The sequence below is a fragment of the Ruegeria sp. HKCCA4812 genome, assembly GCF_013034245.1.
Classification (GTDB): domain Bacteria; phylum Pseudomonadota; class Alphaproteobacteria; order Rhodobacterales; family Rhodobacteraceae; genus Ruegeria.
In genome coordinates this window covers 1-22,497 of sequence record NZ_WQFQ01000010.1, presented here as the reverse complement: position 1 = coordinate 22,497, position 22,497 = coordinate 1, and the positions used below count along the sequence as shown (strand labels likewise).

Sequence of the window (22,497 nt, the reverse complement as noted above, 5' to 3'; positions counted from 1 at the left end):
CGCGTTTGCGACCGCGTCATGACCAAAAAGCCTCAGGGTTCAAGATCGGCAACCGTATCCACATCGCGCAGCTGATCAAGCAATGACACCCGACCGCCAGAAATCGAGGCCAGCGTGTCAGCCAATGCGTGTTCTGTCGACCAGCGCACGTTTTGGAACAGACTTGCCGGCAAGGCCGCATATCGTTGCGCGCCGACCAGCCAATAGCCACCATCCGGTGCTGGCCCAAACACCATCTGAGAACGCCCCAATGCGTCGAAAGCACGGGCAATATGGCGGCGCGAAATGCCCGGAATATCCGCACCGATCAGACAAACCGGCCCCTTGGGCATCCCGCGCAGCATCCGCCCCATGCGATCCCCCAGGTCCCCACGCCCCTGCGCGGCGCGCGGCAGGTCCGCAGGCCATACCCGGCTGTTCAGACCCTGCTGATCGGGTGAGACGGCCAAAACGATTCGCCAACGGGGATCACGCAGCCGTCGGATCAAGGTCCGGGTCTGGTGCCGAAACCACCACGCCGCCGCGACCATGCCGATTTCTCGCCCAAGCCGCGTTTTGACGCGGCCCGGTTGAGGTTCCTTCACCATGATCACCAATGTGCGCTGCATGGATCAGGCAAAATAGTCGGTCAGGATTCGGGTATAAATCGATTTGAGCTGCTGGATCTGGGCTACCTCGACGCACTCGTCGACCTGATGCATCGTGCGACCGACCAGACCGAACTCTACAACCGGGCAATGGTTCTTGATGAAACGCGCATCCGACGTACCACCGGTCGTCGAAAGCTCGGGCGTTGCGCCTGTTTCCGCCTCTACCGCTTTGGCCACCAGATCCGACAAGGGCCCCGGCGGGGTCAGAAAGCTTTCGCCTGAAATCTTGATTGCGACATCTATTTCAACGCCGAACTGAGCGGCCACCTGATCCGCTTCCGACTTCAGCCAGTCACTCAGGCTGGCCCCGGAATGCAGATCATTGAAACGAATATTCACCGTTCCCTTGCACTGCGCCGGGATTACGTTGGTGGCCGCATTCCCGGTGTCGATTGTCACCACTGCCAATGTCGAAGCGTCGAAGTGGTCCGTGCCCTGGTCCAGTTCGTGCCCCGCCAGCCGATCCATCAGCCGCGCCATGGCTGGCAAAGGGTTTTTAGCACGATGCGGATAGGCGGAATGCCCCTGAACACCGGTGATCGTAAACCATGCGGTCATCGACCCGCGACGGCCGATCTTCATCATTTCGCCCATCTTGTTCGGGCAGGTGGGCTCACCCACCAGACAGACAGACATATGTTCATTCGCGCCGTCCATGTAATCCAGCAAGGCGGTCGTGCCATCCAGCGCGTCGCCTTCCTCGTCGCCGGTGATCGTCAGGATGATGGCTCCGTCCGGTGGGGTGTCGCGCACGAAATCGATTGCCGCCGCCGCAAACGCCGCAACGCCGGATTTCATATCCGTTGCCCCACGCCCATACATCACACCATCGCGTATTTCGGCCCCGAAAGGCGGCATCGTCCACGCGGCCTCGTCGCCGACCGGCACAACATCAGTATGGCCGTTGAACCCGAAACTGCGCGGATGGCCTTTTTGACCCCATCGTGCGAACAGGTTGCTGACGCCACCACGGTCGACACGCGTGCATTCAAACCCCGCATCCGCCAGCACCGATCCCAGCAGAACCAGCGCGCCACCCTCGGCAGGTGTGACCGATGGGCAACGGATCAGATCGGCTGTCAATTGGACGGGGTCGGTCATGCAATGGCCTCTGGAACTGTATCTTTCGCGGGTTCGCGCACAGATTCAACGAATTGGCCGGTTTTCCAACCCCAATTCGCAAAAATATCGTTGCGACCAAATGTGCAGATATCAAAGCGACACCCTAACAAATCATGGTGGTTTACCCGGCGACCATCTTGCCGCCCGCTGCACAATCGCGTTACAGGGCCGCGAAACAGGTGAATGAAAATGAAGCGCGCATTCTACGCACTGATCTGCCTGACTTTCGCCGTCCTAGCGCAGCAGAGCATGGCACAGTCCCTCACGGTCACGACGGTGACCCGCCCCCCGTTTTCCTATGTAGAGGACGGTGCGGAAACCGGCTTTTCGATGGATCTGCTCGCCGCGCTGGCAGAGGCGCTGAACTGGGACTATTCCATCAATCGGGTCGATTCATTCTCGGAAATGCTGGAGGCGGTTCAGAATGGGTCCGCCGATCTTGCGGTCGCCAATATCTCGATAACCGCGCTGCGGGAAACGCAAATGGACTTCAGCCAGCCGATCTTTGAGGCGGGCCTACAGATCATGGTGCCATCGGAAGCCGCGCGCCAGCCTTCGCTGCTGCATGCGCTGCTCTCAAAAGAGTTGTTTATCGCCATCGGCCTGGCCTTCGCCATTCTGTTGGGCGGCGGCATGCTGATGTGGAGCTTTGAGCGTAGTGCTCAACCCTATTTCGATCGCAAGCTGAACGAGGCATGGTTTCCCTCGTTCTGGTGGGCGCTGAACCTAGTCGTGAACGGCGGGTTCGAAGAGAGGATGCCGCGCACGCCGTTCGGCCGGCTTCTGGGTGTCGTTCTGGTTGTTTCGTCACTGTTCATCGTGTCCGTTTTCACGGCCCGCATCACCTCGGTCATGACCGTGGATGCGATCACAGGCAGCGTGAATTCGGTGAATGACCTGTATGGCAAAAGTGTCGGGACAATCACGGACTCGACCGCGGCAAGTTTTCTGAACCGGCGTGATATTGAATTCACCGGCTATCCCGGGCTGGAGCAGATGCTGGATGCGTTCCAGTCCAAACAACTGGATGCCGTCGTATTCGACGCGCCGATCCTTTCCTACTATGCGGCTCATGAAGGCCGGCGAACGGCGTCGATGACAGGCGGCGTCTTCCTGCGCGAGAACTATGGCATCGCTTTCCCGACCGGGTCGCCTCTGGTCGAGGATGTCAACCAGGCTCTGCTTTCATTGCGTGAAGACGGAACTTATGACGAAATCTATCGCAAGTGGTTCGGTATGCGGAACTAGGCCTGCGCCTCGTCTCCGAAGAACGGTGTCATCTGCGCGACGATCACGGCGTTTTCATCCAGAGCACGCTGCATCAGGGCACGTTCGTCAGGTTCGATTTCATGTCCCTGTGCCTCACGCTCGGCCAAGGTCCCGTACCCGGTGACATCCAAAGGCGCGGTGTCGGCCTGCTTCAGAATAGCCACCGTCTCGCGCACGGCTTCGGCTTCGTCCACGCCACTGGCGTAGCAGATCAGTGCCGCCCCGGTCGCACCGTCGGGCAGCCCGTCGCCATCCTTACGGCCGATCTGGACCAGAAGGGTATAGACTTGCTGACGTGAGGGCTTCTTGCGCTTTTCCATGGGCCCTGCATTACGCGCGGCGTTTTGAAGGGTCAACTGCTTCCATCGATCCTAGCTTTAAGTATGGGATCTTACGCAGCCCCTTGCCCCGCCCATAGGCACTGAGGACTTGCAGAAATGCGACTCAGCAAAGCCCTTTTCCCGTTTTCGCCCAAAAATTGAGCAGCGTTTCATCTCCATTCCCTGAGTTGAATCGGGCACATTTCTGCCACATTTTGGCCTCATTTTTGGCCATTTCCTGCTGAGTTCGACGCGTTTCCTGCCTTTCACAACGGTGAAGAGAAGCCAACTCTAAGATGCAGCCACTGCGTAAGTCATTTTTTACAGGAGAATTAAAATGAGTGTTCTGTCCAAGTTAATGATGACAACTGCAAGTGTGATTGTGCTTTCCGGAGTACCTTCTGTCGCCGTGCTGTCTTTTGTGACGCCAAGTGCAGCTTACGCCCAAGACGGCGGCGGTGAAAGCGAAGGCGGAGGCGATAACGAAAGCGGCGGCGATAACGAAGGCGGCGGTGATAACGAAGGCGGCGGTGATAACGAAGGCGGCGGCGACAACGAAGGCGGCGGCGACAACGAAGGCGGCGGCGATAACGAAAGCGGCGGTGATAACGAAGGCGGCGGTGATAACGAAGGCGGCGGCGACAACGAAGGCGGCGGCGACAACGAAAGCGGCGGCGACAGCGAAAGCGAAGGTGCGGAAACCAACGCAGGAAACTCAGAAGTTGACGCTATGCAGGGTGAAAATCGCTGACCCACACAGAGCGTTCGTCCGAGCCTGGACACAATCTCAGGACCGGCTCTGACCAAGGTGCGGTCGCATAAGTCAAACACCCCAAAAACTGGAAAGGCCGGAGCGGTTCAGCTCCGGCCTTTCTGTACAACCGGGGCGATCAGTCCCGCAGCAATTCGTTGATGCCGGTTTTCGACCGGGTCTTTTCATCCACCCGCTTCACGATCACCGCGCAATACAGGCTTATGTTATTCTTTGACGGCATCGAACCCGCAACGACCACCGAATAGGGCGGGACTTCACCATATGTCACTTCGCCGGTTTCCCGATCCACGATCTTGGTGGATTTGCCGATGAACACGCCCATACCCAGAACCGAGCCTTCGCGGACGATGCAGCCCTCGACCACCTCGGAGCGCGCGCCGATAAAGCAGTTGTCCTCGATGATGGTCGGGCCGGCCTGCATCGGCTCCAGCACGCCGCCGATGCCTACACCGCCCGACAGGTGGACGTTTTTGCCGATCTGCGCGCATGAGCCGACGGTCGCCCAGGTGTCGACCATGGTGCCTTCATCCACATAGGCGCCAAGGTTGACGAAGGATGGCATCAGCACCACGCCCGGCGCGATATAGGCCGACTTGCGCACAACGCAGTTGGGAACCGCACGGAATCCAGCCGAGCGCCATTGATCTTCACCCCAACCTGCGAACTTGCTGTCCACCTTGTCCCACCAACCGCCGTCCTGCGGACCGCCAGTCTGAATTTCCATGTCCTTGATGCGAAAGCCCAGCAGAACCGCCTTTTTGGCCCACTGGTTCACGTGCCAGTCGCCGTTTTCCAGCTTTTCGGCAACACGCAGCGACCCACTGTCCAGCGCGTCCAGCGTGTCTTCGATCGCTTCGCGTTGTTCACCTGCCGTGGCGGGTGTGATCGTGTCGCGCGCCTCCCAGGCGGCTTCGATGGCGGCTTCCAATTGCGCGTTGGACATGGGGCGTCTCCCTACAGAATCTGTTCATGTTGGTTTGGCCTATACGCAAGCCGGGCCAATGGCGCAATGCGACGAACACGGGCCGTTTTGCGTCTGAAAGGCGCTATTCAGCTGGCGCGGCGTATATGTCGGGTCAGAATACCTTTTGCCGTGCTCAGGTCCTTCCGCCTGAGCGCCTGAACAAGTGCGGCGTGATCCTTGTCAGTTTGTTGCACCCATTTCGACCGCCAGTGCGCAAACAAGTGGCGTGCGCTTGCGATATGTAGATCGTCGATGGTGTGCAACAGACGGGGCAACCCGCAAGGTGTCAGGATGGCGCGATGGAATGCTCTGTTCAACGCTTCCCATTGGGGCATCGTCTGCGCCTCGTCACAGGCGATGCGTGCGCGATCGATCTTGTCCAATGCGACCGGAGACATGTTCTGCACCGATTGCTGCAACGCCAGTGTTTCCAGCGCCACGCGCATTTCGATGACCTCTCGCACCTCTGCCGGGTCCAGCGCCGTAACCCGCATGCCCCGGCGCGGCTCGTGCCGGGCCAATCCATGCGCCTCAAGCCGCAACAGGGCTTCACGCACCGGAACATGGCTGGTGTCAAAGGTGCGGGCAATATGATCCTGCCGCAGCTTTTCCCCGGCGCTCAGCTCTCCGGTGATGATTTGCTGGCTGAGGTTCTGGTAAATCGTGTCCGAGATCGTAGCGGTCATAAATTATAGATAAAATCTACGACAGCTATCCTCAACCAGATAATTCACCCCGCAAGCGGGTCCGGCGCGATATTCGCGCCGCACACCAGAACGGCCACGCGCTCGCCCGGTTCGGGCCGATACATGCCCGAGGTCAAGGCTGCCAACGCCGTAGCGCCCGCCGGTTCCACCAGAATACGATGCGCCTGCCACAACATCTTCTGAGCCGCCGCGATGGCATCATCCGACACCAGGACCGACGTCATCCCCTGTGCCAGGTCGAAACAGATCTGCCCGATCCGGCGCGCGCCCAGCGCATTTGCCGCGATGCCGGATACGGAAACATCCACCGGTTCACCGGCCTGCAACGCCGCATTCAATGCGCAGGAGGTCTGGGGTTCGACTGCCACGACCTTGCGCGCTCCGTCAAACCAGGCCAACGCGCCGGCGATCAGCCCACCCCCGCCGACAGCGACCAGAACCGTATCTGCCTGTAGCCCCTGCGCATCCCATTCCGCAAAGCAGGTCCCCTGCCCCGCCACGGTAGCCGGCGCATCATAGGCGTGAATCTGCATCGCTCCGGTTTCCGCTTCATGCGCCTGGGCCTGTGTCAGCGCATTGGCGTATTCGCCGGGCACAACGCTCAGATCCGCGCCGGTTTGCTGGATCAATGCGATCTTGGATGGCCCTGCCAGTTCGGGCACGAAAATCTTGGCCGGATAACCAAGCGCCTGCGCCGCAAAGGCCGCCGCTGCACCATGATTGCCGCCGGATGCAGCCACGACACCTGCATCGGGTACGTCGAGGCTCAGCAACGTATTGAACGCACCGCGCGCCTTGAAACTGCCCGTGTGCTGCATGTGCTCCAGCTTCAGCTCAATGGGATGGCCCGGAATTCGGCTCTCGATCACCGGCGTCACCTGCGTATGTCCGGCGATACGATCCCGCGCCGCTGATATTTCGCTCTTCCAATTCATTCTTGTCTTTCCGTGACTGGCACTCTGCCCGCGAACCCTATAGCTGTTTGGAAAACACGCAAGCAGGGATCGATCACCCATGAGAGAAGACCGCCACAATCCGTTTCGCGATGCGCAGACAGATCGCTCGACCGCGAGCGAAGTGCCGGACACGCCGCAAACGCGATCGTCCGCCTATCGCCTTGCCTTTGCCGATGACGAATTCCTGTGCCGGGACGAGCTGCGCCCGGTACGTCTGCAACTGGAATTGTTGAAACCCGAGATGATCATGAGCGAACGCGAGATCACCTCGACCATCGTGATGTTCGGCGGCGCGCGCATCCCTGAACCATCGCAGAAACACACCGCACGAACGGAAACGCTGGCTGGTCTGTCGGCCTATTACGACGAGGCGCGCGAGTTCGCGCGGCTGATGACCGTGAAATCGAACGAGACCGGCTGCCGTGAAAACGTGATCGTCACGGGCGGCGGCCCCGGTGTGATGGAGGCAGGCAACCGTGGGGCACAGGACGCGGGCGGATGCTCTATCGGGTTGAATATCGTTCTGCCGCACGAGCAGGCCCCGAACCTTTATGTGACGCCGGATCTCAGCTTCAACTTCCACTATTTCGCCATCCGCAAGATGCACTTCCTGATGCGCGCGCGCGCCATCACGATTTTCCCCGGCGGTTTCGGAACCATGGACGAGCTGTTCGAATCCCTGACCCTGATTCAGACCGGCCGGATGGACCGCGTGCCCTTCCTGCTGTTTGGTCGCGAATTCTGGGAAAAGGTCATCAACTGGAAAGCGCTGGCCGATGCCGGAACCATCTCGGACGAGGATCTTGATCTGTTCCGCTTTGTGGACACGGCGCAGGAGGCGGTCGAGATCATCGAAAACTGGGAGCCCGCCCCGCCCCGCGACGAAATTCCGGGGCGCTGAACCATGGCACCCAAGACCGGAGAGATGCTGCATCTGCGTGGAAATACCCTGAGCAAGGGCGAACCCGTAGCGCTGCCACTGACCCAAAGCAGCATGTACCACCTGCCGGGCACCCCGGACGGGCGGGCGAGTTACGGTCGGGTGGACAACCCGACCTGGGTGCATCTGGAACATGTTCTGTCGCATTTGGAGGACGCGCCCTGCCTCAGCTTTCCCTCGGGCATGGCGGCGATTTCCGCGGCACTGTTTGCCACCGCAAAGGCCGGATCACGCCTGCTGATCCCCTCCGACGGCTACTACGTGACGCGCCTTTTGGCCGATCGTTTCCTGTCGCGGCTGGGTGTGATCGTTGAAGAACGCCCCACCACCGCCTTTGCCGAAGGCGGTTTTGACGGGTTCGATGTTGTCTTTGCTGAAAGCCCCTCGAATCCGGGGTTGGACATGATCGATCTGACCGAGGTGGCGGATCGGGTGCGCGCTGTCGGGGGCATAACCATTGCCGACAATACGACGATGACTCCGCTGGGTCAGCGTCCTCTTGATCTAGGCATCGACATGGTTGTCTCGTCCGATACCAAGGCGATGGGCGGGCATTCCGACATGCTGATGGGCCATGTGGCCAGCCGCAACGGCGACATCATGGAACGGGTCGGGGAATGGCGGAAAGTCTCTGGCTCGATACCGGGGCCACATGAAGCATGGCTGCTGCATCGCGGCCTTGAAACGCTGGACGTTCGGTTCGACCGGATGTGCAGCTCGGCCGAAGTATTGGCCGAACGCCTGGCGGCACATCCCGCAGTGAAACAGGTGCGCTATCCCGGGCTGGCCAACGACCCGTCGCATAAACTGGCGCAAGAACAGACCACACGTTTCGGCTTTCTTCTGTCCCTGACGCTGAACAGCGAAGAACAGGCCGAAGCCTTCATCAACAATTGCCCGCTTCTGCGCCCGGCCACGTCATTCGGGGGCGTTCACAGCTCGGCCGAGCGGCGCGCGCGCTGGGGCGACGACGTTGATCCGGCCTTTATCCGCCTGTCCGTCGGGTGCGAACCCGTGGAAGAATTGTGGCAAGCTATCGAAGCCAGCCTGAACGCTGTGTGATTACTTTTTGGGCTCACGCAGTTCTTTGAACACGTAGATCGGCAGCACCACGCTGGCGATCAACGCCCCCAGCCAGACCAGCAATGTTGCCGCAAGCAGGTTCGAAACCCCGCCAACGGTCAGCCCGGCAGCAATCAGGTCGGTCACGAAAAGGCCCACGAAGGTCACGATCAGGGCGATCCCACCCTTCAGGGCGGGCGCTTTCCTTTCGCCAATTTTCAGGATCAGGGGTTCAGCGACAACCTGCACGACGGTGAAGACAATCACTACCACGATGAACGAGATCGGCTTGATCGCAAATCCCGACAATATCAGCGCGGCAAGCAACAACCCAATGGCATTCCCGGCCAGCAGGGCCAGGGCGGATTTTATTCTGCGTGACATGCGGTGGTCTCCGTCATTCGACAATTATAAATATGCAGATACTATCAGGTCTTCGGGATTTTACGAAACAATTCAATCGCCTCTTTCGTTTTACCCGTTGAAATCGCATGGTAGAACACCTTCATCCTGATCAGACTCGTCCTTGACCTGAGAGAGTGATATGAGCGACGACCCCTACACCGTTCTTGGTGTCTCGAAGGACGCCAGTACAGCCGATATCAAAAAAGCCTACCGGCGTATCGCCAAGAATTGCCATCCGGATCTGAAACCGGGCGATGACGCGGCTGAGGCCAAGTTCAAGGCCGCCGCGGCTGCTTATGATCTGTTGAAAGATCCTAAAACACGTGCGCGTTTTGACAACGGGGAAATAGACGCCTCGGGTCAGGAGCACCCGCAACAGCAGTATTACCGAGAGTATGCCGAGGCCGCTGGAAACCCCTATCGGGGGCGTCAGGCGGATCCCGACGACATGTCAGACATCTTCGCCGAGTTCATGCGTGGTCGCGGCGGTTTTGGGGGCCAGCGCGGCCACCAGTTTCACGCACCGGGTCACAATCTGAACTACTCGCTTCAAATCAGCTTCCTGGACTCCGTGTTCGGCGCCAGTCAGAAATTGACCCTGCCCGACGGCGACCGGATCGAAGTCAAAATCCCCGCAGGTATTACCGACGGCCAAACCATCCGCCTGCGGGGCAAAGGGGCCCCGGGATATGGTGAAGGCCCTCCGGGCGATGCTCTGGTAACTGTCTCGGTCGCCAGCCATCCGGTGTTTGATCGTCAGGGCGACGACATCCACATCACCCTGCCCATCAGCATTGATGAGGCGATTCTGGGCGGCAAAGTCCCCGCCCCTACGATTGATGGCGGCGTGAATGTCAGCGTACCAGCGGGCACCAGCAGTGGTAAAACCCTGCGATTGCGGGGCAAGGGTGTCAAAAAACGCGGCTCATCCGAGCGTGGGGATCAGTTGATCGAACTGACCGTCTCGATGCCCGACAAAATCGATGACGATCTGAAACAGTTCATGGAGACCTGGCGCAAAACACACAGCTACGACCCGCGGAAAGGAATGCCGTCATGACCCTGACCGAGAAGGAACTGATCGAAACCGTCGCCCGACTGACCTCGGATCGGCTGACCGAATATCTGGCGGCCGAGATTGTGATCCCCGAACAATCAGACCAAGGGCTGATCTATCACAGTATCGACGTCGCCCGTCTGGAACTTGCCTGCGAGTTGCACGAACAGTACGACATGGAGGCAGATGCACTGTCGATGATGATCTCGCTGATTGATCAGATGCATGGGCTGCGGGCCGAGTTGCGCGAGGTTTTGAACGCGGTCGAGGCTCAACCCGAACCAGTTCGTCAGCAACTGGTTGAAGTGATCGGCACAGCGCGATTCCGTCGCAGATAACGGGGTTTTGGACTCGAAACATTTGGATTAGAAGGCCGGCTTGATCCTTTTACAAGTGGCGCCATGACCCAGTCCAGATCCGAATTGCTGATGCCTGCGGGCAATCTGCGCAAACTGAAACTCGCTGTCCTTTACGGGGCGGATGCGGTGTATCTGGGCACGCCCGATATGTCGCTGCGCACGAAATCCGAGTTTTCGCTGGAAGAAGTGATCGAGGGCGTCGAGTTCTGCCACAGCCATGGCCGGCGCGCCTATCTGACGCTGAACCTGTTTTCGCACAACAAGGACATCCCGAAGCTGGACGAATATATCGACACGGTCCGCAAAGTGCGGCCCGACGGGTTGATCATCGCCGACCCCGGCGTGTTCCAGTACGTCCGCGACCGCGCGCCGGAACTGCCGCTGCATATCTCGACCCAGGCCAATATCTGTTCGTGGCTGTCGGTGAAGTTCTGGCAGGATCAGGGCGCGGAACTGGTGGTTCTGGCGCGCGAGGTTTCCTACCCCGAACTGGTGGAGATCCGTGAAAAATGCCCCGACATCAAGCTCGAGGCCTTCGTCCACGGTGCCATGTGCATGACCTATTCGGGCCGTTGCCTGCTGTCGAACTTCATGGCGGAACGCGGCGCGAACCAGGGCAACTGCGCCAATTCCTGCCGCTGGAACTATGCGCTGAAACTGCGCCTGAAGGACGGCACCCATCAGGAGTTGCGCATCACCGAAGAAAACGCCGACCTGTTCGAATTCCTGCTGGAAGAAGGCTGCCGCCCCGGTGATCTGATGCCGATCGAGGAAGACGATCGCGGTTCCTACATCCTCAATTCGCGCGATCTGTGCATCATGCCCAAGCTGGACGAATACCTGAAGATCGGGGTCGACAGCCTCAAGGTCGAGGGGCGCGGCAAGTCGGAATACTACGCCGCCATCGTCGCACGCGCCTATCGCATGGCCATCGACGATTACTATGCCGACCCCCAGAACTGGGACCCGAAACCCTATATGCGCGAGTTGGAGACCGTGGGAAACCGCGGCTATACGCTGGCCTTCCACGAAGGGCGTCTGACCAACTACGCCCATGATTACGAGCACACGGCGTCCATCGCGCAGTGGGAATATGCCGGGATCGTCACCGAAGTGACCGAGGATGCCTTTCTGGTCGAGGTAAAGAACAAGCTGGAACCGGGCGATGTGCTGGATTTCGTCTCGCCCATCTCGCGCGAGACGGTTCTGCTGCGGGTCTATGATTTCGAACGCGCATCCGATGGTGCGCAGATGGACGTGGTGCATGGCAGCACCAAAACAGTGATCCGCCTGCCCTTCACCCTGTTCGACCACGAGGATATCGACGATCTGCGCGCCCGGTTCCCCGCCTATTCCGTTCTGCGCAAGGAGCGCGCCCTGACCGACGAACACTGGAGCCGCATCCGCTTTGACAAGCTGGTGCAGGGTTTGGAAACCTCGGGCCGTGACAACCCTGGCGCCTACGCCCGCCGTCGCGACGCCCTGGTTGGAAAGATCGGCGAAGACGGCACCGAACGCCGTTTCAAAACCAACCGCATCGGCACCGAGGGTTGCTGTGGCAAAGGTTGCAACGGCTGCTTGATTTTCTGGCAGGACGACAAATACGCGCTGGCCCGTGAAGTTCTGTCAAAGCGCAAGCAGGGCGAACAACTCAGCCGCCGCGAGGCGACGGAACTGAAACTGCCGGGCGCACAACAAGCCTGAGCCTGCTCAGTCGCGTGTTCGATACTCTTCCGGCACGTAAAACGTGTAGTCCCGATCTGCCACCTGTTCGTGGCAGACATGGCAATAGGCCACGGCACCGGCGCGGTCGCCCATAGTGTCCCCAAAGACCGAGCCGTCCGGCAAGACCATGATGTAACGCCAATCCGCCGTGTCCGGGCTGGCATCTTCTGCCAGTTTCTCCATTACGAACATGGCACCGGGATGCACGTGACCTTCATCCGTCACGGTCATGCTGTCCTTGGCAAGAACCGACCCCATGGGAAGTTTTTCACCTTCCTGCAATGTCGCGTAGTTATGCGCCATGCGATTGGCATAGCTGTTCACATACCTTTGCCCGTGGGTTGCCGAAATATAGGGCGCATCGTTAAAAAGCGGCCAGCTTTGGTAGTTGAGGATCAGGTCCAGTTGCGCCACGGCGTAGCCACGCGCCATGCGGCGATTGAGGGATCGGTAGTGTTCCAAAGCCTCTTGTTTGCTCAGCTCGGCAGGGTTTTCGATTGCGATATGAGCGTCCTGGCCGTCAGCGAAGGCCAAGCCTGAACCCGAGACGATAGCAAGCGCGGCGGCACCAAAACGGATGATCGAAAAAGTACTTGCATTCATAATCGTGGCCCACCTGAAATTCAGTTCACCTGAGCGCTTTCTGCACCACTCGGAACAGTCTAGCGGAATCGCAAAAACTCGCCATCTCTGACCCGGACACCTCACCGGCTTGTGCATCGAATTGAAGAGGCAAATTCAGCGACGGGCACGAGAAATATAGCAAATTATGCATGTGGTTTCAGCATCTGAAACATTAAGTTTGAACAAAACAATTGTGACGTGCAGACAGAGCCTGAAAACACTTAAGGCGCGATCCGATCAAGCCTGGCCCAGATGGACCAAACCCTATCGGCTCAGACCCGTTTCGGCCTCGATTTGTTTGCGTGATTTGCGCGCCCGTTCGGTCGCCGACTTCAACTGACCGCAAGCCGCCATGATGTCCTCACCGCGTGTCTTGCGGATGGGCGAGGCATAGCCGGCCTGATAGATGATGTTGGCGAAGGCGCGGATGCGGTTGTTCGAGCTGCGCTTGTACGGTGCGCCGGGCCATTCGTTGAACGGGATCAGGTTGATCTTGGCCGGAATGTTGTGTCGCTTGATGTGATCGATCAGACGATGCGCATCTTCGTCACTGTCATTCACACCGTCCAGCATCACATATTCAAACGTGATCCGTTCGGAATTCGAAGCATTGGGATAGCTGGCCAAAGCGGTCAGCAGTTCCTCGATATTCCAACGTTTGTTGATGGGCACCAGAACGTCGCGGGTTTCATCGGTGGTGGCGTGGAACGAGATCGCCAGCAGGCACCCGATTTCCTCGGCCGTGCGCGCGATCTCGGGCACCACGCCCGAGGTCGACAGGGTAATCCGCCGGCGCGACAGAGAAATGCCCTCGGGGTCCATGGCGATCTTCATCGCATCGCGCACGTTTTCGAAATTGTAAAGCGGCTCGCCCATGCCCATCAGAACGATGTTCGACAGCAGGCGAGTTTCGTCCTTGGGTGCGCCGGGGGTTGGCCATTCTTCAAGATCGTCGCGCGCCATCATGATCTGGCCGACGATTTCTGCGGATGTCAGGTTTCGTACAAGTTTTTGGGTTCCGGTGTGACAGAACGAACAGGTCAGCGTACAGCCCACCTGAGACGAGATGCACAGGGTTCCGCGATCTTCTTCGGGGATATAGACCACCTCGACCTCATGCCCGCCGGCGATGCGGCACAGATACTTGCGGGTACCATCCTCGGACACCTGACGCGTGACCACTTCGGGGATTTCTATCACGAAATGCTCGGCCAGTTGTGCGCGATAGGCTTTGGCGAGATTGGTCATCTGGGCAAAATCGCGCACACCCCATTGATAGATCCATTGCCAGATCTGGCCGGTGCGCATCCTGGCCTGTTTCTCGGGCGTGCCGTGTTCAATCAAGGTGTCGCGCAACCTGTCGCGCGTAAGACCGACAAGGTTGATCTTCCCGTCGGGCAATTTGCGCGGGATGGTCATGACGTCTTGGGTGATCGGCGCTTTGGGCGACATTGGCGTATCTCAAAGGAATCGGGCTTGGGATGCGCCTCTATATAGGAACCTGTGCAAAGATCAAAAGGTTTCCTAAGCTGGCAGGCCCGGCACGATACACATGCCGGGCCTTTTTGATCAGTTTACCGGCGGCGGTGTGTAGCAATCACTGGCGTCCAGGGTCTGAACCGGATCTTCCGGGCCACATTGCTCGCCCGATATCGGATAGGAATCAGCGTTCTTCTCGCAAGCGCTCAGTACGGCGACGGATGCGGCAAGAACCAGAGTGATCCAAGTTTTCTGTTTCATCACGATGTCCTCTCTAGGTGGCTGAACCACTTAGTTCACATTGCCGAGCGCGAAACTTTGATACGGATCAAAACTGGCAGATGACCAGACGTCAAAAGCCCCGCTACGAGGCGGGGCCTTTTCAACACTCGACGCGACAAGATCAGTTGGTGCAGCGCTTCTCAGCGTCTTCAATCGCTGCGGTAAAGCCCAGCAGCGAGAAGGTGTCTTTCGTCTGCGTACCGCGCTCGGACCGGGCGGTCAGAACAGCCTCGGTTCCGCGCTTCAGGGCGGTGATGATCTTGGCATCATCCGCATCCGATGCGGCCCAGGCCCATTCGCCTTCTGTGAACAGTTCGAACTCGGTCCCGTCCACATTCAGGTTCACCGTCGAACCCGCGGCAAACGGGTAGCCGCCGGTAAAGGTCAATTGGCCTTTCACCTCGGCATTCGGGCGATAGAACACAAACAGCAGGATATCGCTGCGCCGTACGGAAACCACACGTCCACCGCGGGTGTTTACGGTTTCCTTGGGTGCCGAGACGCTCCAGCATTCGGTGGGATCGTCTTCGACAAAAACGCTCCAATCCGTTTTTGCAGCAACGCGGTTGGTGCTTGTCGCCTGTTGGGCGATTGCAGATGTTGCTGCGATGCCTGCCACACACAGGCCCGCTATTGTGCGAACGAGCATTGATCCCATTTGTCCAGCCTCCTAGCTCGACCCTTACCTCATACCCATCGGACACGTCTGCGAACCCTGCCAGTTCGTCTATTCGTTTGCGTCTTCCGATGATTGCCGACATACACACACTAACGCAGATTTCGCCACAGGCGAAAGGGCGATTGGCAGAATTTTGCGCATAAATTTCGGAGGTCCAGATGACGCAGCCCGTACCCATGACAGAACTTTGGCGCGGCCCTCTGCTGGAAAGTCTGCATCTGGGTCATGCGGTTATTTGCGATGACACGGGCCAGATCGTGCGCAGTTGGGGCGACCCGCAATCCGTCATATATCCGCGGTCATCCGCCAAGATGATTCAAGCGCTTCCGCTGGTCACATCAGGGGCGGCGGCGAAATACGGGCTGACCAGCGAACACCTCGCGTTGGCCTGCGCCTCGCATAACGGGGCGGCGATCCATACAGATCGCGTGACGGCGTGGCTGGACCATCTGGGGTTGAACGAGCACGATCTGCGGTGCGGCCCACAGGAGCCCGCCGACACCGCCGCGCGCGACCGGCTGATTTTGGCGGACGACACGCCTTGCCAGATCCACAACAACTGTTCCGGCAAGCATTGCGGCTTTCTGACTCTGGCACAGCATATGGGCGCCGGGCCGGAATACCTTGAAATTGATCATCCGGTGCAACAAGCCTGCCTGTCCGCCGTCGAAGAAACAACGGCTGAGAACAGCCCGGCATACGGCATCGATGGCTGCTCCGCCCCGAATTTCGCCACATCTCTTTTCGGTTTGGCACGTTCGATGGCTTGGTTTGCTTCAGCCGCAGACCGGTCCGACCGTTCCAGCGATGCAGCGATGCAGCTGGTGGCCGCGATGGTGAAACACCCGGAACTTGTCGCCGGTGAGACCCGGGCCTGCACCGAGCTGATGCGCGCGATGAACGGACGTGTGGCCATCAAAACCGGGGCCGAGGCCGTGTTCGTGGCCATCATCCCGGAAAAACGCATGGGCGTTGCGCTGAAGATCACCGATGGCACCACCCGCGCCAGTGAATGCGCGATTGCCGCGATACTGGTAAGCCTTGGCGTGCTGGAGGCCGAACACCCGGCCACCCGCAAATTCATGAACGCCACGCAATACAGCCGTCGCGGGCTGGAATGCGGCGTGATCAAGCCTGCGACGGGTTTCCCCGACTAAGGCCCTCACATCTCGATTTCGTGGATTTCGGCCACTTCAACCGAGCCTGTGCCGTTGACGACCATCGGGCAGCCCTTGGCCATCTCGGTCGCAGCGTCGATATTGTCAGCTTTGATCACCGTGAAGCCCGAGGCCGGGTTTGCGCCGCCGTTATCGGCCACTCCGTTGTTGCTGACGGTGTAAGACTGCCCCACCGGGTTTCCGGGGATATCGAGGGCGTCTCCCATATCCTGAAACCAGGCGCCCCAGGCGGCCATTGTCGCCTCGATCTCGGCGGGGTCGGTCGGGGTGTGACCCCCGTGATAGACAAACAGAAACTTGGGCATATCGCTCCTCCGTAACAAAAAACTAAGTGCAAAGTGCTTCGAGTTTGCGCAGCGAAGACGTCCAACCCTGAGTGTGGTTCGCAGCTGCTTCGGCATCGGCCAGTTCACGGTGGTCCAGCACAAGGCGGGCACCGTTTCCGGTTGCGGAAACGGAAAGGGTCACGTGGCTTTCGGCACCGCGTTGATCCTGATCGTCATGCCAACCCCATGTAAAACCCACCGATTTAGGCGGGTCGACATGCGTCACGTGGCCCGAAACCTTGTATTGCTGGCCCTCGCCGTTCTCCATCACCGAGTACCAAGGACCGGTGCGCGAGAAATCCAGGTTGTGGTCCGGCACGTGCATCCCTTCGGGCCCCCACCATTGCAACAGCTTGGCACCATCGCTGATCCATGCAAACAGTTCTTCGGGACTGACGGGGAATTCCCGTTCCAGTTTCAGGTCGGCCATGAATTCTCCCTTTCAATTATTTCACTCAGACGATCCAGGCTGCCTTCCCAGAATTGCCGCTTGGAAATCGTCCAGTCGGCAATCGCCCGCAATCCTTCGGATCGGATGGAATACATGCGCTGGGTTCCCTGCACGCGTTGCTGCACCAACCCGGCCTCGCGCAACACCTTGAGGTGGCGCGAAATCGCGGCGCCGGACATGCCGCGCCCGTCGATCAGATCACCGGCAGGCAGTTCGCCCTGCTCCATCAGTTGCTCGACAATCGAGAACCGGGTGGCATCGGACAAAGCGGAAAACGTGGTCAGAAGTGTGTTCATACCCCTTATTTAACACAAATGTTAAATAAAAGATAGCCCTGATCAGCCGCCTACGAAATCGGCGCGGCAATAGCCTTGCAGGTAAAGCAGCGCCGTCAGGTCGCCGTGATTCACCCGCACATCACATTGTGCGGCCACCGACGGTTTGGCATGAAGGGCAACCCCAGTCCCGGCCCGGCCAAGCATTCCAAGGTCATTGGCCCCGTCACCCACGGCGATCACGTCACTTTCCGACAGACCCCGACGCGTTGAAATCTGCGCCAGCGCTTCGACCTTGGCCTGACGCCCCAGAATAGGACGCGCGACGTCTCCGGTCAGCTTGCCATCTTCCGCCAGCAAAGTGTTGGCCCGGTTTTCATCAAACCCCAAAAGCTCTGCCACCCGCGCGGTAAAGGCCGTAAAGCCACCGGATACCAATGCTGTATAGGCCCCGTTGGCCCGCATCGTCGCCAGCAATTCCCTGCCTCCGGGCATCAGGGTGATCCGTTCCTGCAGAACTTTGCCGATGACGCGTTCATCCAGATTTTTCAGCAAACCAACCCGCTCGATCAGGGCGCCTTCGAAATCAAGCTCTCCGTTCATGGCGCGGGCCGTTATGTCCTTGACCCGGTCGCCGACGCCGGCCTCATCCGCCAGTTCATCGATACATTCCTGCTGAATCATCGTGCTGTCCATATCGGCCAGCAGCATCTGTTTGCGCCGTCCTTGCGCAGGTTGCACGATCAGGTCCACCCCCATCCCTTGCAGGTCTGCCCAAACGTCCCAGCGATTGTCGGGGATGGCGTTCAACTCGAACTCTGCCGCCTCATCCGGGTTGAGCCAGAGGATGTCCCCGCCACCCCACGCATTGCGCAATGACTCGGGCAATGCGCTGTCCAGCGAAGGCGCTGCCGGATTGGTCAGCAAAGTGGCCACATACATATTCAATCTCCAAATTTCTTGGCCGGGCGAGGTGATCTAGGGGGTCAACGGCAAACGGCCCTGATCGGTCAATTCCCAGCAGGTCTGCCCTTCGAACACCGCGACACCCACCGGGCGCCCATATCCGGCACCTGTGTCCAGATTGACGCGATTTCCATAATGCGTTGCCCGGTCTACCGGAGTATGGCCATGCACGATCAGCTTGGGATGCGGACCCCGATGAGCATGAAAATCCTGCCTGATCCAGACCAGGTCATTGCCCCGCTGCGCGTTGAGCGGTACGCCCGGGCGAATGCCTGCGTGAACAAAGGCAAGCTCGGGCGTCTGATGCATCAGAACCAGATCTCGCAAAAAGGTCAGGTGCGATTTCGGCACCGCCGCCTGCGCCATCTGATGCAGATCTTCCAGACGCATCTGGCCTTCGAACTCCAAGCCGTAACTGCGCAGGGTCTCGACACCACCCAGCCTTTCATGCAGCCAATGATAGCCGACAAGCAAATGCGGATCGTGGCGCGGCGTATCCTCCATGAACCAGGCGAACATGCGATCATGGTTGCCCAGCAGAGTGATCCAGTTCAGGCCCGCATCGCGCCCGACAATCAGACGCTCGATCAGCCCGCGGCTGTCCGGGCCGCGATCCACGTAGTCACCCAGAAACACGATCTGGGCGTCCGGGCCGCCATCGCCCCGGATCAGAGACAGCGCGCGTTCCAGCTCGGCCACCTGCCCGTGCAGATCACCAACAACGTAGACTGGCTGTGTCATAGATCCTCCGACGGTAAGGTTCAGCTCGCTTGTGCCGCAGATTGCAGCCCGAGAAAACAAAGGACCCGGGCCTTCGGTCAACCGGGTCCTGAACTGTTTCTCAAACTCAACAGGCCACGTCAGGTGACATCAAATTCCAGCGGCTTGATCTGCGTGAACAGACCCGTTTCCGCCAGCCTGGCGCGTGCCTCAGCCGGAACGGGTTCGTCGACATAAAGCAACGCAATCGCTTCTCCGCCAGCCTCGGATCGACCAAGGGTAAAGTTCGCGATGTTGACGTTGTTTTCGCCCATGGTCTGCCCCAAAGCACCGATGATGCCCGGCACGTCTTCGTTGGTGGTGTAGAGCATATGGGCACCGACCTCGGCGTCGATATTGATGCCCTTGATCTGGATGAACCGCGGTTTGCCGTCGCTGAACACGGTGCCACCTATGGAACGCTCGCGCTTGTCGGTCACAACGGTAACTTTGATATAGCCTTCGAAGGCACCCGATTTGTCCTGGTTGGTGGTAGAGATCTTGATCCCACGTTCCTTGGCGACAACCGGGGCCGACACCATGTTCACCTCGGGGTTGAACTTCTTCATGATCCCGGCGACCACCGAGCAGTTCAACGCCGCCAGATTCATTTCAGCGGCCACACCATCATACAGGATATTGATCGCCTTGACCGGCTCATCCGTCATCTGGCCGATGAAGCTGCCCAGATGGCCGGCCAGCTTGATCCACGGCCCCATCACCTTGGCTTCTTCCGCCGTCACACTGGGCATGTTCAAAGCGTTCTCGACCGCACCTGTCAGCAGATAATTCGAGATCTGCTCGGCCACTTGCAGCGCCACATTCTCCTGCGCTTCAGTCGTTGCCGCACCAAGATGCGGCGTGCAGACCACGTTGGGCAGGTTGAACAGGGGGTTGTCCTTGGCGGGTTCTTCACTGAACACGTCAAACGCGGCGCCCGCAACGTGACCGGATTGCAGCGCCTCGGCCAAGGCATCCTCATCGACCAGACCGCCCCGAGCGCAGTTGATGATGCGCACGCCTTTCTTGGTTTTGGCAAGGTTTTCACGGCTCAGAATACTGCGGGTCTGATCCGTCAGCGGCACGTGCAGGGTGATGAAGTCGGCGCGGGACAGCAACTCGTCCAGCTCTACCTTTTCCACGCCCATCTTGGCGGCTTTCTCTTCGCCCAAATAGGGATCATAGGCGATGACTTTCATCTTCAGGCCAAGCGCGCGCTCGCACACGATGCCACCGATGTTCCCCGCACCAATGACGCCGAGCGTCTTGTTCGTCAGCTCGATCCCCATGAATTTGGACTTTTCCCACTTGCCCGCATGGGTCGAAGTCGAGGCCTCGGGGATCTGTCGCGCCACGGCAAACATCATCGCAATGGCGTGTTCGGCAGTGGTGATCATGTTGCCGAATGGCGTGTTCATCACGATCACACCTTTTTTCGACGCTGCTTCCTTGTCGATATTGTCAGTGCCAATTCCGGCGCGGCCGATCACTTTCAGCTTGTCAGCTTTTTCCAGAATGGTCGGCGTGACCTTGGTGGCCGAGCGGATGGCAAGACCGTCATACTGGCCGATCACCTCGGCCAACTTGTCCTTGTCCTTGCCCAGATCAGGCATGAAATCCACGTCGATGCCGCGATCACGGAAAATCTGAACGGCGGTTTCGCTGAGTTTGTCGGAAACGAGTACTTTGGGAGCCATGTTTGTGGTCCTTGAATGTATTGAAAGGTCCGGGCCGATGCGGCCCGGTGAAGATGGGATGCGATCAGGCGGCTTCTGTTTGCGCCGCGATTTCGGCCTCAAAGGCCCATGCTAGCCAAGGCAGCATCGCTTCGATATCCGAGGTCTCGACCGTACCGCCGCACCAGATCCGCAAGCCCGCAGGCGCGTCACGATAGGCACCGATGTCCAGCGCGATATTCTCGGACTCCAGCCGTTTGGCCACGGCCTTGGCAAAGCTTGCGCCGTCCTGAATTCGGGCGTCGGTGAATTTCAGACAGACGGATGTGTTCGACCGCGTCGCAGCGTCTTCGGCCAGGTTTTCGATCCAGTCGTTCCGATCGCAGAACGCATGCACGGCATCGGCATTGGCGTTCGCGCGGGCAATAAGGCCCTTCAGACCGCCCACCGAACGGGCCCAATCCAGTGCAAACAGATAATCCTCAACCGCCAGCATTGACGGCGTGTTGATCGTCGCCCCCGTGAAGATGCCTTCGATCAGCTTGCCACCCTTGGTCAGGCGGAAAATCTTCGGCAGCGGCCATGCCGGCGTGTAGCTCTCCAGGCGCTCAACAGCACGGGGCGACAGGATCAGCATCCCATGCGCGGCCTCACCGCCCAGAACCTTCTGCCAGCTGAAGGTGGTCACATCCAGCTTGTCCCAAGGCAGGTCCATCGCAAAGGCGGCCGAGGTTGCGTCGCAGATCGTCAGACCCTGACGATCATCGGCGATCCAATCGCCATTCGGTACGCGCACGCCCGAAGTCGTGCCATTCCAGGTAAATACGACGTCATTGGCGAAATCGACCGATGCCAGATCCACGATCTGTCCGTAATCGGCGGTCTTCACCTCGGCGTCGATCTTAAGCTGCTTGACCACATCGGTCACCCAACCGGACCCAAAGCTTTCCCACGCCAGCATCTCGACCTTGCGTTCGCCCAATAGCGACCAAAGAGCCATCTCAACCGCGCCCGTGTCCGAGGCGGGAACAATGCCGATCCTGTAATCCGCCGGAATGCCAAGCACCTCGCGCGTACCTTCGATGGCCGCTTTCAGCTTGTCCTTGCCAACGGCGGCACGGTGCGAGCGTCCCAAGGCCGCATCGGCCAGTTTGGTCAGATCAAATGTGGGGGGTTTGGCGCAAGGGCCCGAGGAAAAACGCGGATTGGCCGGCCGCGTCGCCGGTTTTTGAGTACTCATCTGTATTACCCTTCCAGATACACGCCCCTCGTTGGGGAGGGGTGTCCCACGCAAAGAGCTATGGGCCCTTCGCACCCGCAGCAAGCGAAAAAGACGCTTCGCTGGGTAAAAACGACATCCAAAAAGGGCACAAATCAGAACATGAGTTTCCTATTGGCGAAAAACCCCGCCGAAACTCGGCGGGGTTTTTTGATGTTATTCCGCGGCGTCTGCGTATGCGTCCATTGGGGGGCATGTGCAGACGAGGTTTC

Annotated in this window: 26 protein-coding genes; 8 read left to right on the top strand and 18 right to left on the bottom strand. The window is 59.1% G+C overall.

Annotation, left to right across the window (positions count from 1 at the left end):
* Positions 1 to 32: 32 nt before the first annotated feature.
* Both GOW04_RS19610 and dapE read right to left on the bottom strand, forming a co-directional pair.
* Entirely contained in the window at positions 33 to 608 is a 576-nt protein-coding gene (locus tag GOW04_RS19610; RefSeq protein ID WP_171233721.1) for a TIGR04282 family arsenosugar biosynthesis glycosyltransferase, read from the bottom strand.
* Positions 609 to 611: 3 nt separating this feature from the next.
* Positions 612 to 1,751: a succinyl-diaminopimelate desuccinylase gene (gene dapE / locus GOW04_RS19605; RefSeq protein WP_171233720.1), complete on the bottom strand. Its 1,140-nt coding sequence runs from the start codon at positions 1,749 to 1,751 to the stop codon at positions 612 to 614.
* A gap of 210 nt (positions 1,752 to 1,961) precedes the next feature.
* Between dapE and GOW04_RS19600 the strand changes: the two genes are divergently transcribed.
* Complete coding sequence (locus GOW04_RS19600) at positions 1,962 to 3,020, top strand: transporter substrate-binding domain-containing protein (protein WP_171230558.1); 1,059 nt, start codon at positions 1,962 to 1,964, stop codon at positions 3,018 to 3,020.
* Here the strand turns inward: GOW04_RS19600 and GOW04_RS19595 are convergent.
* Positions 3,017 to 3,361 (bottom strand): hypothetical protein, encoded by a 345-nt coding sequence (locus GOW04_RS19595; protein WP_171119954.1) that lies wholly within the window; start codon positions 3,359 to 3,361, stop codon positions 3,017 to 3,019. The two genes, GOW04_RS19600 and GOW04_RS19595, sit on opposite strands and share 4 nt — an antisense overlap.
* Before the next feature lie 337 nt (positions 3,362 to 3,698).
* On the opposite strand from GOW04_RS19595, the gene GOW04_RS19590 reads away from it, so the two are divergent.
* Positions 3,699 to 4,112, top strand: coding sequence for a hypothetical protein (locus tag GOW04_RS19590; RefSeq protein ID WP_171233719.1), 414 nt, complete (start codon positions 3,699 to 3,701; stop codon positions 4,110 to 4,112).
* A gap of 139 nt (positions 4,113 to 4,251) precedes the next feature.
* Here GOW04_RS19590 and dapD read toward each other — a convergent pair whose 3' ends face one another.
* The 3 genes from dapD to GOW04_RS19575 all read right to left on the bottom strand — a co-directional run bounded on the left by dapD (position 4,252) and on the right by GOW04_RS19575 (position 6,742).
* Positions 4,252 to 5,079, bottom strand: coding sequence for a 2,3,4,5-tetrahydropyridine-2,6-dicarboxylate N-succinyltransferase (gene dapD, locus GOW04_RS19585; protein ID WP_171230556.1), 828 nt, complete (start codon positions 5,077 to 5,079; stop codon positions 4,252 to 4,254).
* Positions 5,080 to 5,186: 107 nt separating this feature from the next.
* Complete coding sequence (locus GOW04_RS19580; RefSeq protein ID WP_171119956.1) at positions 5,187 to 5,786, bottom strand: GntR family transcriptional regulator; 600 nt, start codon at positions 5,784 to 5,786, stop codon at positions 5,187 to 5,189.
* Positions 5,787 to 5,830: 44 nt separating this feature from the next.
* Positions 5,831 to 6,742 carry a threonine/serine dehydratase gene (locus GOW04_RS19575; RefSeq protein ID WP_171233718.1) on the bottom strand — a complete coding sequence of 304 codons (912 nt, stop codon included), beginning with the start codon at positions 6,740 to 6,742 and terminating at the stop codon, positions 5,831 to 5,833.
* 79 nt (positions 6,743 to 6,821) lie between these two features.
* On the opposite strand from GOW04_RS19575, the gene GOW04_RS19570 reads away from it, so the two are divergent.
* Complete coding sequence (locus GOW04_RS19570) at positions 6,822 to 7,664, top strand: TIGR00730 family Rossman fold protein (protein ID WP_152459318.1); 843 nt, start codon at positions 6,822 to 6,824, stop codon at positions 7,662 to 7,664.
* Positions 7,665 to 7,667: 3 nt separating this feature from the next.
* A complete protein-coding gene (locus GOW04_RS19565) occupies positions 7,668 to 8,765 on the top strand; it encodes a cystathionine gamma-lyase (RefSeq protein WP_171233717.1) in 1,098 nt (365 codons plus the stop codon).
* Here GOW04_RS19565 and GOW04_RS19560 read toward each other — a convergent pair whose 3' ends face one another.
* Entirely contained in the window at positions 8,766 to 9,149 is a 384-nt protein-coding gene (locus tag GOW04_RS19560; RefSeq protein WP_171233716.1) for a hypothetical protein, read from the bottom strand.
* 160 nt (positions 9,150 to 9,309) lie between these two features.
* Here GOW04_RS19560 and GOW04_RS19555 point away from each other — a divergent pair, with 160 nt between their 5' ends.
* The 3 genes from GOW04_RS19555 to GOW04_RS19545 all read left to right on the top strand — a co-directional run bounded on the left by GOW04_RS19555 (position 9,310) and on the right by GOW04_RS19545 (position 12,290).
* Positions 9,310 to 10,230, top strand: a complete 921-nt coding sequence (locus tag GOW04_RS19555; protein ID WP_171233715.1) for a DnaJ C-terminal domain-containing protein — start codon at positions 9,310 to 9,312, stop codon at positions 10,228 to 10,230.
* On the top strand, positions 10,227 to 10,565 hold the full coding sequence (locus GOW04_RS19550; RefSeq protein WP_152459322.1) for a hypothetical protein: 339 nt from the start codon (positions 10,227 to 10,229) through the stop codon (positions 10,563 to 10,565). The genes GOW04_RS19555 and GOW04_RS19550 overlap by 4 nt, the downstream gene beginning before the upstream one ends.
* Positions 10,566 to 10,628: 63 nt before the next feature.
* A complete protein-coding gene (locus GOW04_RS19545; protein WP_171233714.1) occupies positions 10,629 to 12,290 on the top strand; it encodes a U32 family peptidase in 1,662 nt (553 codons plus the stop codon).
* 6 nt (positions 12,291 to 12,296) lie between these two features.
* Here GOW04_RS19545 and GOW04_RS19540 read toward each other — a convergent pair whose 3' ends face one another.
* The 4 genes from GOW04_RS19540 to GOW04_RS19525 all read right to left on the bottom strand — a co-directional run bounded on the left by GOW04_RS19540 (position 12,297) and on the right by GOW04_RS19525 (position 15,354).
* Positions 12,297 to 12,914, bottom strand: coding sequence for a cytochrome P460 family protein (locus tag GOW04_RS19540; protein ID WP_171233713.1), 618 nt, complete (start codon positions 12,912 to 12,914; stop codon positions 12,297 to 12,299).
* Between the two features lie 285 nt (positions 12,915 to 13,199).
* On the bottom strand, positions 13,200 to 14,387 hold the full coding sequence (gene rlmN / locus GOW04_RS19535) for a 23S rRNA (adenine(2503)-C(2))-methyltransferase RlmN (RefSeq protein WP_171230550.1): 1,188 nt from the start codon (positions 14,385 to 14,387) through the stop codon (positions 13,200 to 13,202).
* Between the two features lie 117 nt (positions 14,388 to 14,504).
* A complete protein-coding gene (locus GOW04_RS19530; protein ID WP_171119963.1) occupies positions 14,505 to 14,675 on the bottom strand; it encodes a hypothetical protein in 171 nt (56 codons plus the stop codon).
* A 142-nt stretch (positions 14,676 to 14,817) separates the two neighbouring features.
* A complete protein-coding gene (locus GOW04_RS19525; protein ID WP_171119964.1) occupies positions 14,818 to 15,354 on the bottom strand; it encodes an invasion associated locus B family protein in 537 nt (178 codons plus the stop codon).
* Positions 15,355 to 15,533: 179 nt separating this feature from the next.
* Here GOW04_RS19525 and GOW04_RS19520 point away from each other — a divergent pair, with 179 nt between their 5' ends.
* A complete protein-coding gene (locus tag GOW04_RS19520) occupies positions 15,534 to 16,532 on the top strand; it encodes an asparaginase (protein WP_171233712.1) in 999 nt (332 codons plus the stop codon).
* Between the two features lie 5 nt (positions 16,533 to 16,537).
* Here GOW04_RS19520 and GOW04_RS19515 read toward each other — a convergent pair whose 3' ends face one another.
* From GOW04_RS19515 to GOW04_RS19485, 7 genes are all read right to left on the bottom strand, one after another.
* Positions 16,538 to 16,858: a YciI family protein gene (locus GOW04_RS19515; RefSeq protein ID WP_171233711.1), complete on the bottom strand. Its 321-nt coding sequence runs from the start codon at positions 16,856 to 16,858 to the stop codon at positions 16,538 to 16,540.
* 22 nt (positions 16,859 to 16,880) lie between these two features.
* Positions 16,881 to 17,309, bottom strand: a complete 429-nt coding sequence (locus GOW04_RS19510) for an SRPBCC domain-containing protein (RefSeq protein ID WP_171233710.1) — start codon at positions 17,307 to 17,309, stop codon at positions 16,881 to 16,883.
* A complete protein-coding gene (locus GOW04_RS19505; RefSeq protein WP_171119968.1) occupies positions 17,297 to 17,626 on the bottom strand; it encodes a helix-turn-helix transcriptional regulator in 330 nt (109 codons plus the stop codon). Before GOW04_RS19505 ends, GOW04_RS19510 begins: the two co-directional genes overlap by 13 nt.
* Positions 17,627 to 17,668: 42 nt before the next feature.
* Positions 17,669 to 18,547, bottom strand: coding sequence for a phosphoserine phosphatase SerB (gene serB, locus GOW04_RS19500; protein ID WP_171119969.1), 879 nt, complete (start codon positions 18,545 to 18,547; stop codon positions 17,669 to 17,671).
* Positions 18,548 to 18,583: 36 nt separating this feature from the next.
* Complete coding sequence (locus tag GOW04_RS19495; protein ID WP_171233709.1) at positions 18,584 to 19,312, bottom strand: metallophosphoesterase; 729 nt, start codon at positions 19,310 to 19,312, stop codon at positions 18,584 to 18,586.
* A gap of 119 nt (positions 19,313 to 19,431) precedes the next feature.
* A complete protein-coding gene (serA, locus tag GOW04_RS19490) occupies positions 19,432 to 21,027 on the bottom strand; it encodes a phosphoglycerate dehydrogenase (protein WP_171233708.1) in 1,596 nt (531 codons plus the stop codon).
* Between the two features lie 64 nt (positions 21,028 to 21,091).
* Positions 21,092 to 22,246 carry a phosphoserine transaminase gene (locus tag GOW04_RS19485; RefSeq protein WP_171233707.1) on the bottom strand — a complete coding sequence of 385 codons (1,155 nt, stop codon included), beginning with the start codon at positions 22,244 to 22,246 and terminating at the stop codon, positions 21,092 to 21,094.
* Positions 22,247 to 22,497 lie beyond the last annotated feature (251 nt).

What these genes read in the sequence shown, in the direction of transcription:
- serB (WP_171119969.1), bottom strand. Translation starts at nt 18,547, where the DNA reads ATGTATGTGGCCACTTTGCTGACCAATCCGGCAGCGCCTTCGCTGGAC.
- GOW04_RS19505 (WP_171119968.1), bottom strand. Translation starts at nt 17,626, where the DNA reads ATGAACACACTTCTGACCACGTTTTCCGCTTTGTCCGATGCCACCCGG.
- GOW04_RS19485 (WP_171233707.1), bottom strand. Translation starts at nt 22,246, where the DNA reads ATGAGTACTCAAAAACCGGCGACGCGGCCGGCCAATCCGCGTTTTTCC.
- GOW04_RS19565 (WP_171233717.1), top strand. Translation starts at nt 7,668, where the DNA reads ATGGCACCCAAGACCGGAGAGATGCTGCATCTGCGTGGAAATACCCTG.
- dapE (WP_171233720.1), bottom strand. Translation starts at nt 1,751, where the DNA reads ATGACCGACCCCGTCCAATTGACAGCCGATCTGATCCGTTGCCCATCG.
- GOW04_RS19510 (WP_171233710.1), bottom strand. Translation starts at nt 17,309, where the DNA reads ATGGCCGACCTGAAACTGGAACGGGAATTCCCCGTCAGTCCCGAAGAA.
- GOW04_RS19575 (WP_171233718.1), bottom strand. Translation starts at nt 6,742, where the DNA reads ATGAATTGGAAGAGCGAAATATCAGCGGCGCGGGATCGTATCGCCGGA.
- GOW04_RS19530 (WP_171119963.1), bottom strand. Translation starts at nt 14,675, where the DNA reads ATGAAACAGAAAACTTGGATCACTCTGGTTCTTGCCGCATCCGTCGCC.
- GOW04_RS19550 (WP_152459322.1), top strand. Translation starts at nt 10,227, where the DNA reads ATGACCCTGACCGAGAAGGAACTGATCGAAACCGTCGCCCGACTGACC.
- GOW04_RS19555 (WP_171233715.1), top strand. Translation starts at nt 9,310, where the DNA reads ATGAGCGACGACCCCTACACCGTTCTTGGTGTCTCGAAGGACGCCAGT.
- GOW04_RS19600 (WP_171230558.1), top strand. Translation starts at nt 1,962, where the DNA reads ATGAAGCGCGCATTCTACGCACTGATCTGCCTGACTTTCGCCGTCCTA.
- dapD (WP_171230556.1), bottom strand. Translation starts at nt 5,079, where the DNA reads ATGTCCAACGCGCAATTGGAAGCCGCCATCGAAGCCGCCTGGGAGGCG.
- rlmN (WP_171230550.1), bottom strand. Translation starts at nt 14,387, where the DNA reads ATGTCGCCCAAAGCGCCGATCACCCAAGACGTCATGACCATCCCGCGC.
- GOW04_RS19610 (WP_171233721.1), bottom strand. Translation starts at nt 608, where the DNA reads ATGCAGCGCACATTGGTGATCATGGTGAAGGAACCTCAACCGGGCCGC.
- GOW04_RS19495 (WP_171233709.1), bottom strand. Translation starts at nt 19,312, where the DNA reads ATGACACAGCCAGTCTACGTTGTTGGTGATCTGCACGGGCAGGTGGCC.
- GOW04_RS19560 (WP_171233716.1), bottom strand. Translation starts at nt 9,149, where the DNA reads ATGTCACGCAGAATAAAATCCGCCCTGGCCCTGCTGGCCGGGAATGCC.
- GOW04_RS19570 (WP_152459318.1), top strand. Translation starts at nt 6,822, where the DNA reads ATGAGAGAAGACCGCCACAATCCGTTTCGCGATGCGCAGACAGATCGC.
- GOW04_RS19590 (WP_171233719.1), top strand. Translation starts at nt 3,699, where the DNA reads ATGAGTGTTCTGTCCAAGTTAATGATGACAACTGCAAGTGTGATTGTG.
- serA (WP_171233708.1), bottom strand. Translation starts at nt 21,027, where the DNA reads ATGGCTCCCAAAGTACTCGTTTCCGACAAACTCAGCGAAACCGCCGTT.
- GOW04_RS19545 (WP_171233714.1), top strand. Translation starts at nt 10,629, where the DNA reads ATGACCCAGTCCAGATCCGAATTGCTGATGCCTGCGGGCAATCTGCGC.
- GOW04_RS19580 (WP_171119956.1), bottom strand. Translation starts at nt 5,786, where the DNA reads ATGACCGCTACGATCTCGGACACGATTTACCAGAACCTCAGCCAGCAA.
- GOW04_RS19525 (WP_171119964.1), bottom strand. Translation starts at nt 15,354, where the DNA reads ATGGGATCAATGCTCGTTCGCACAATAGCGGGCCTGTGTGTGGCAGGC.
- GOW04_RS19515 (WP_171233711.1), bottom strand. Translation starts at nt 16,858, where the DNA reads ATGCCCAAGTTTCTGTTTGTCTATCACGGGGGTCACACCCCGACCGAC.
- GOW04_RS19520 (WP_171233712.1), top strand. Translation starts at nt 15,534, where the DNA reads ATGACGCAGCCCGTACCCATGACAGAACTTTGGCGCGGCCCTCTGCTG.
- GOW04_RS19540 (WP_171233713.1), bottom strand. Translation starts at nt 12,914, where the DNA reads ATGAATGCAAGTACTTTTTCGATCATCCGTTTTGGTGCCGCCGCGCTT.
- GOW04_RS19595 (WP_171119954.1), bottom strand. Translation starts at nt 3,361, where the DNA reads ATGGAAAAGCGCAAGAAGCCCTCACGTCAGCAAGTCTATACCCTTCTG.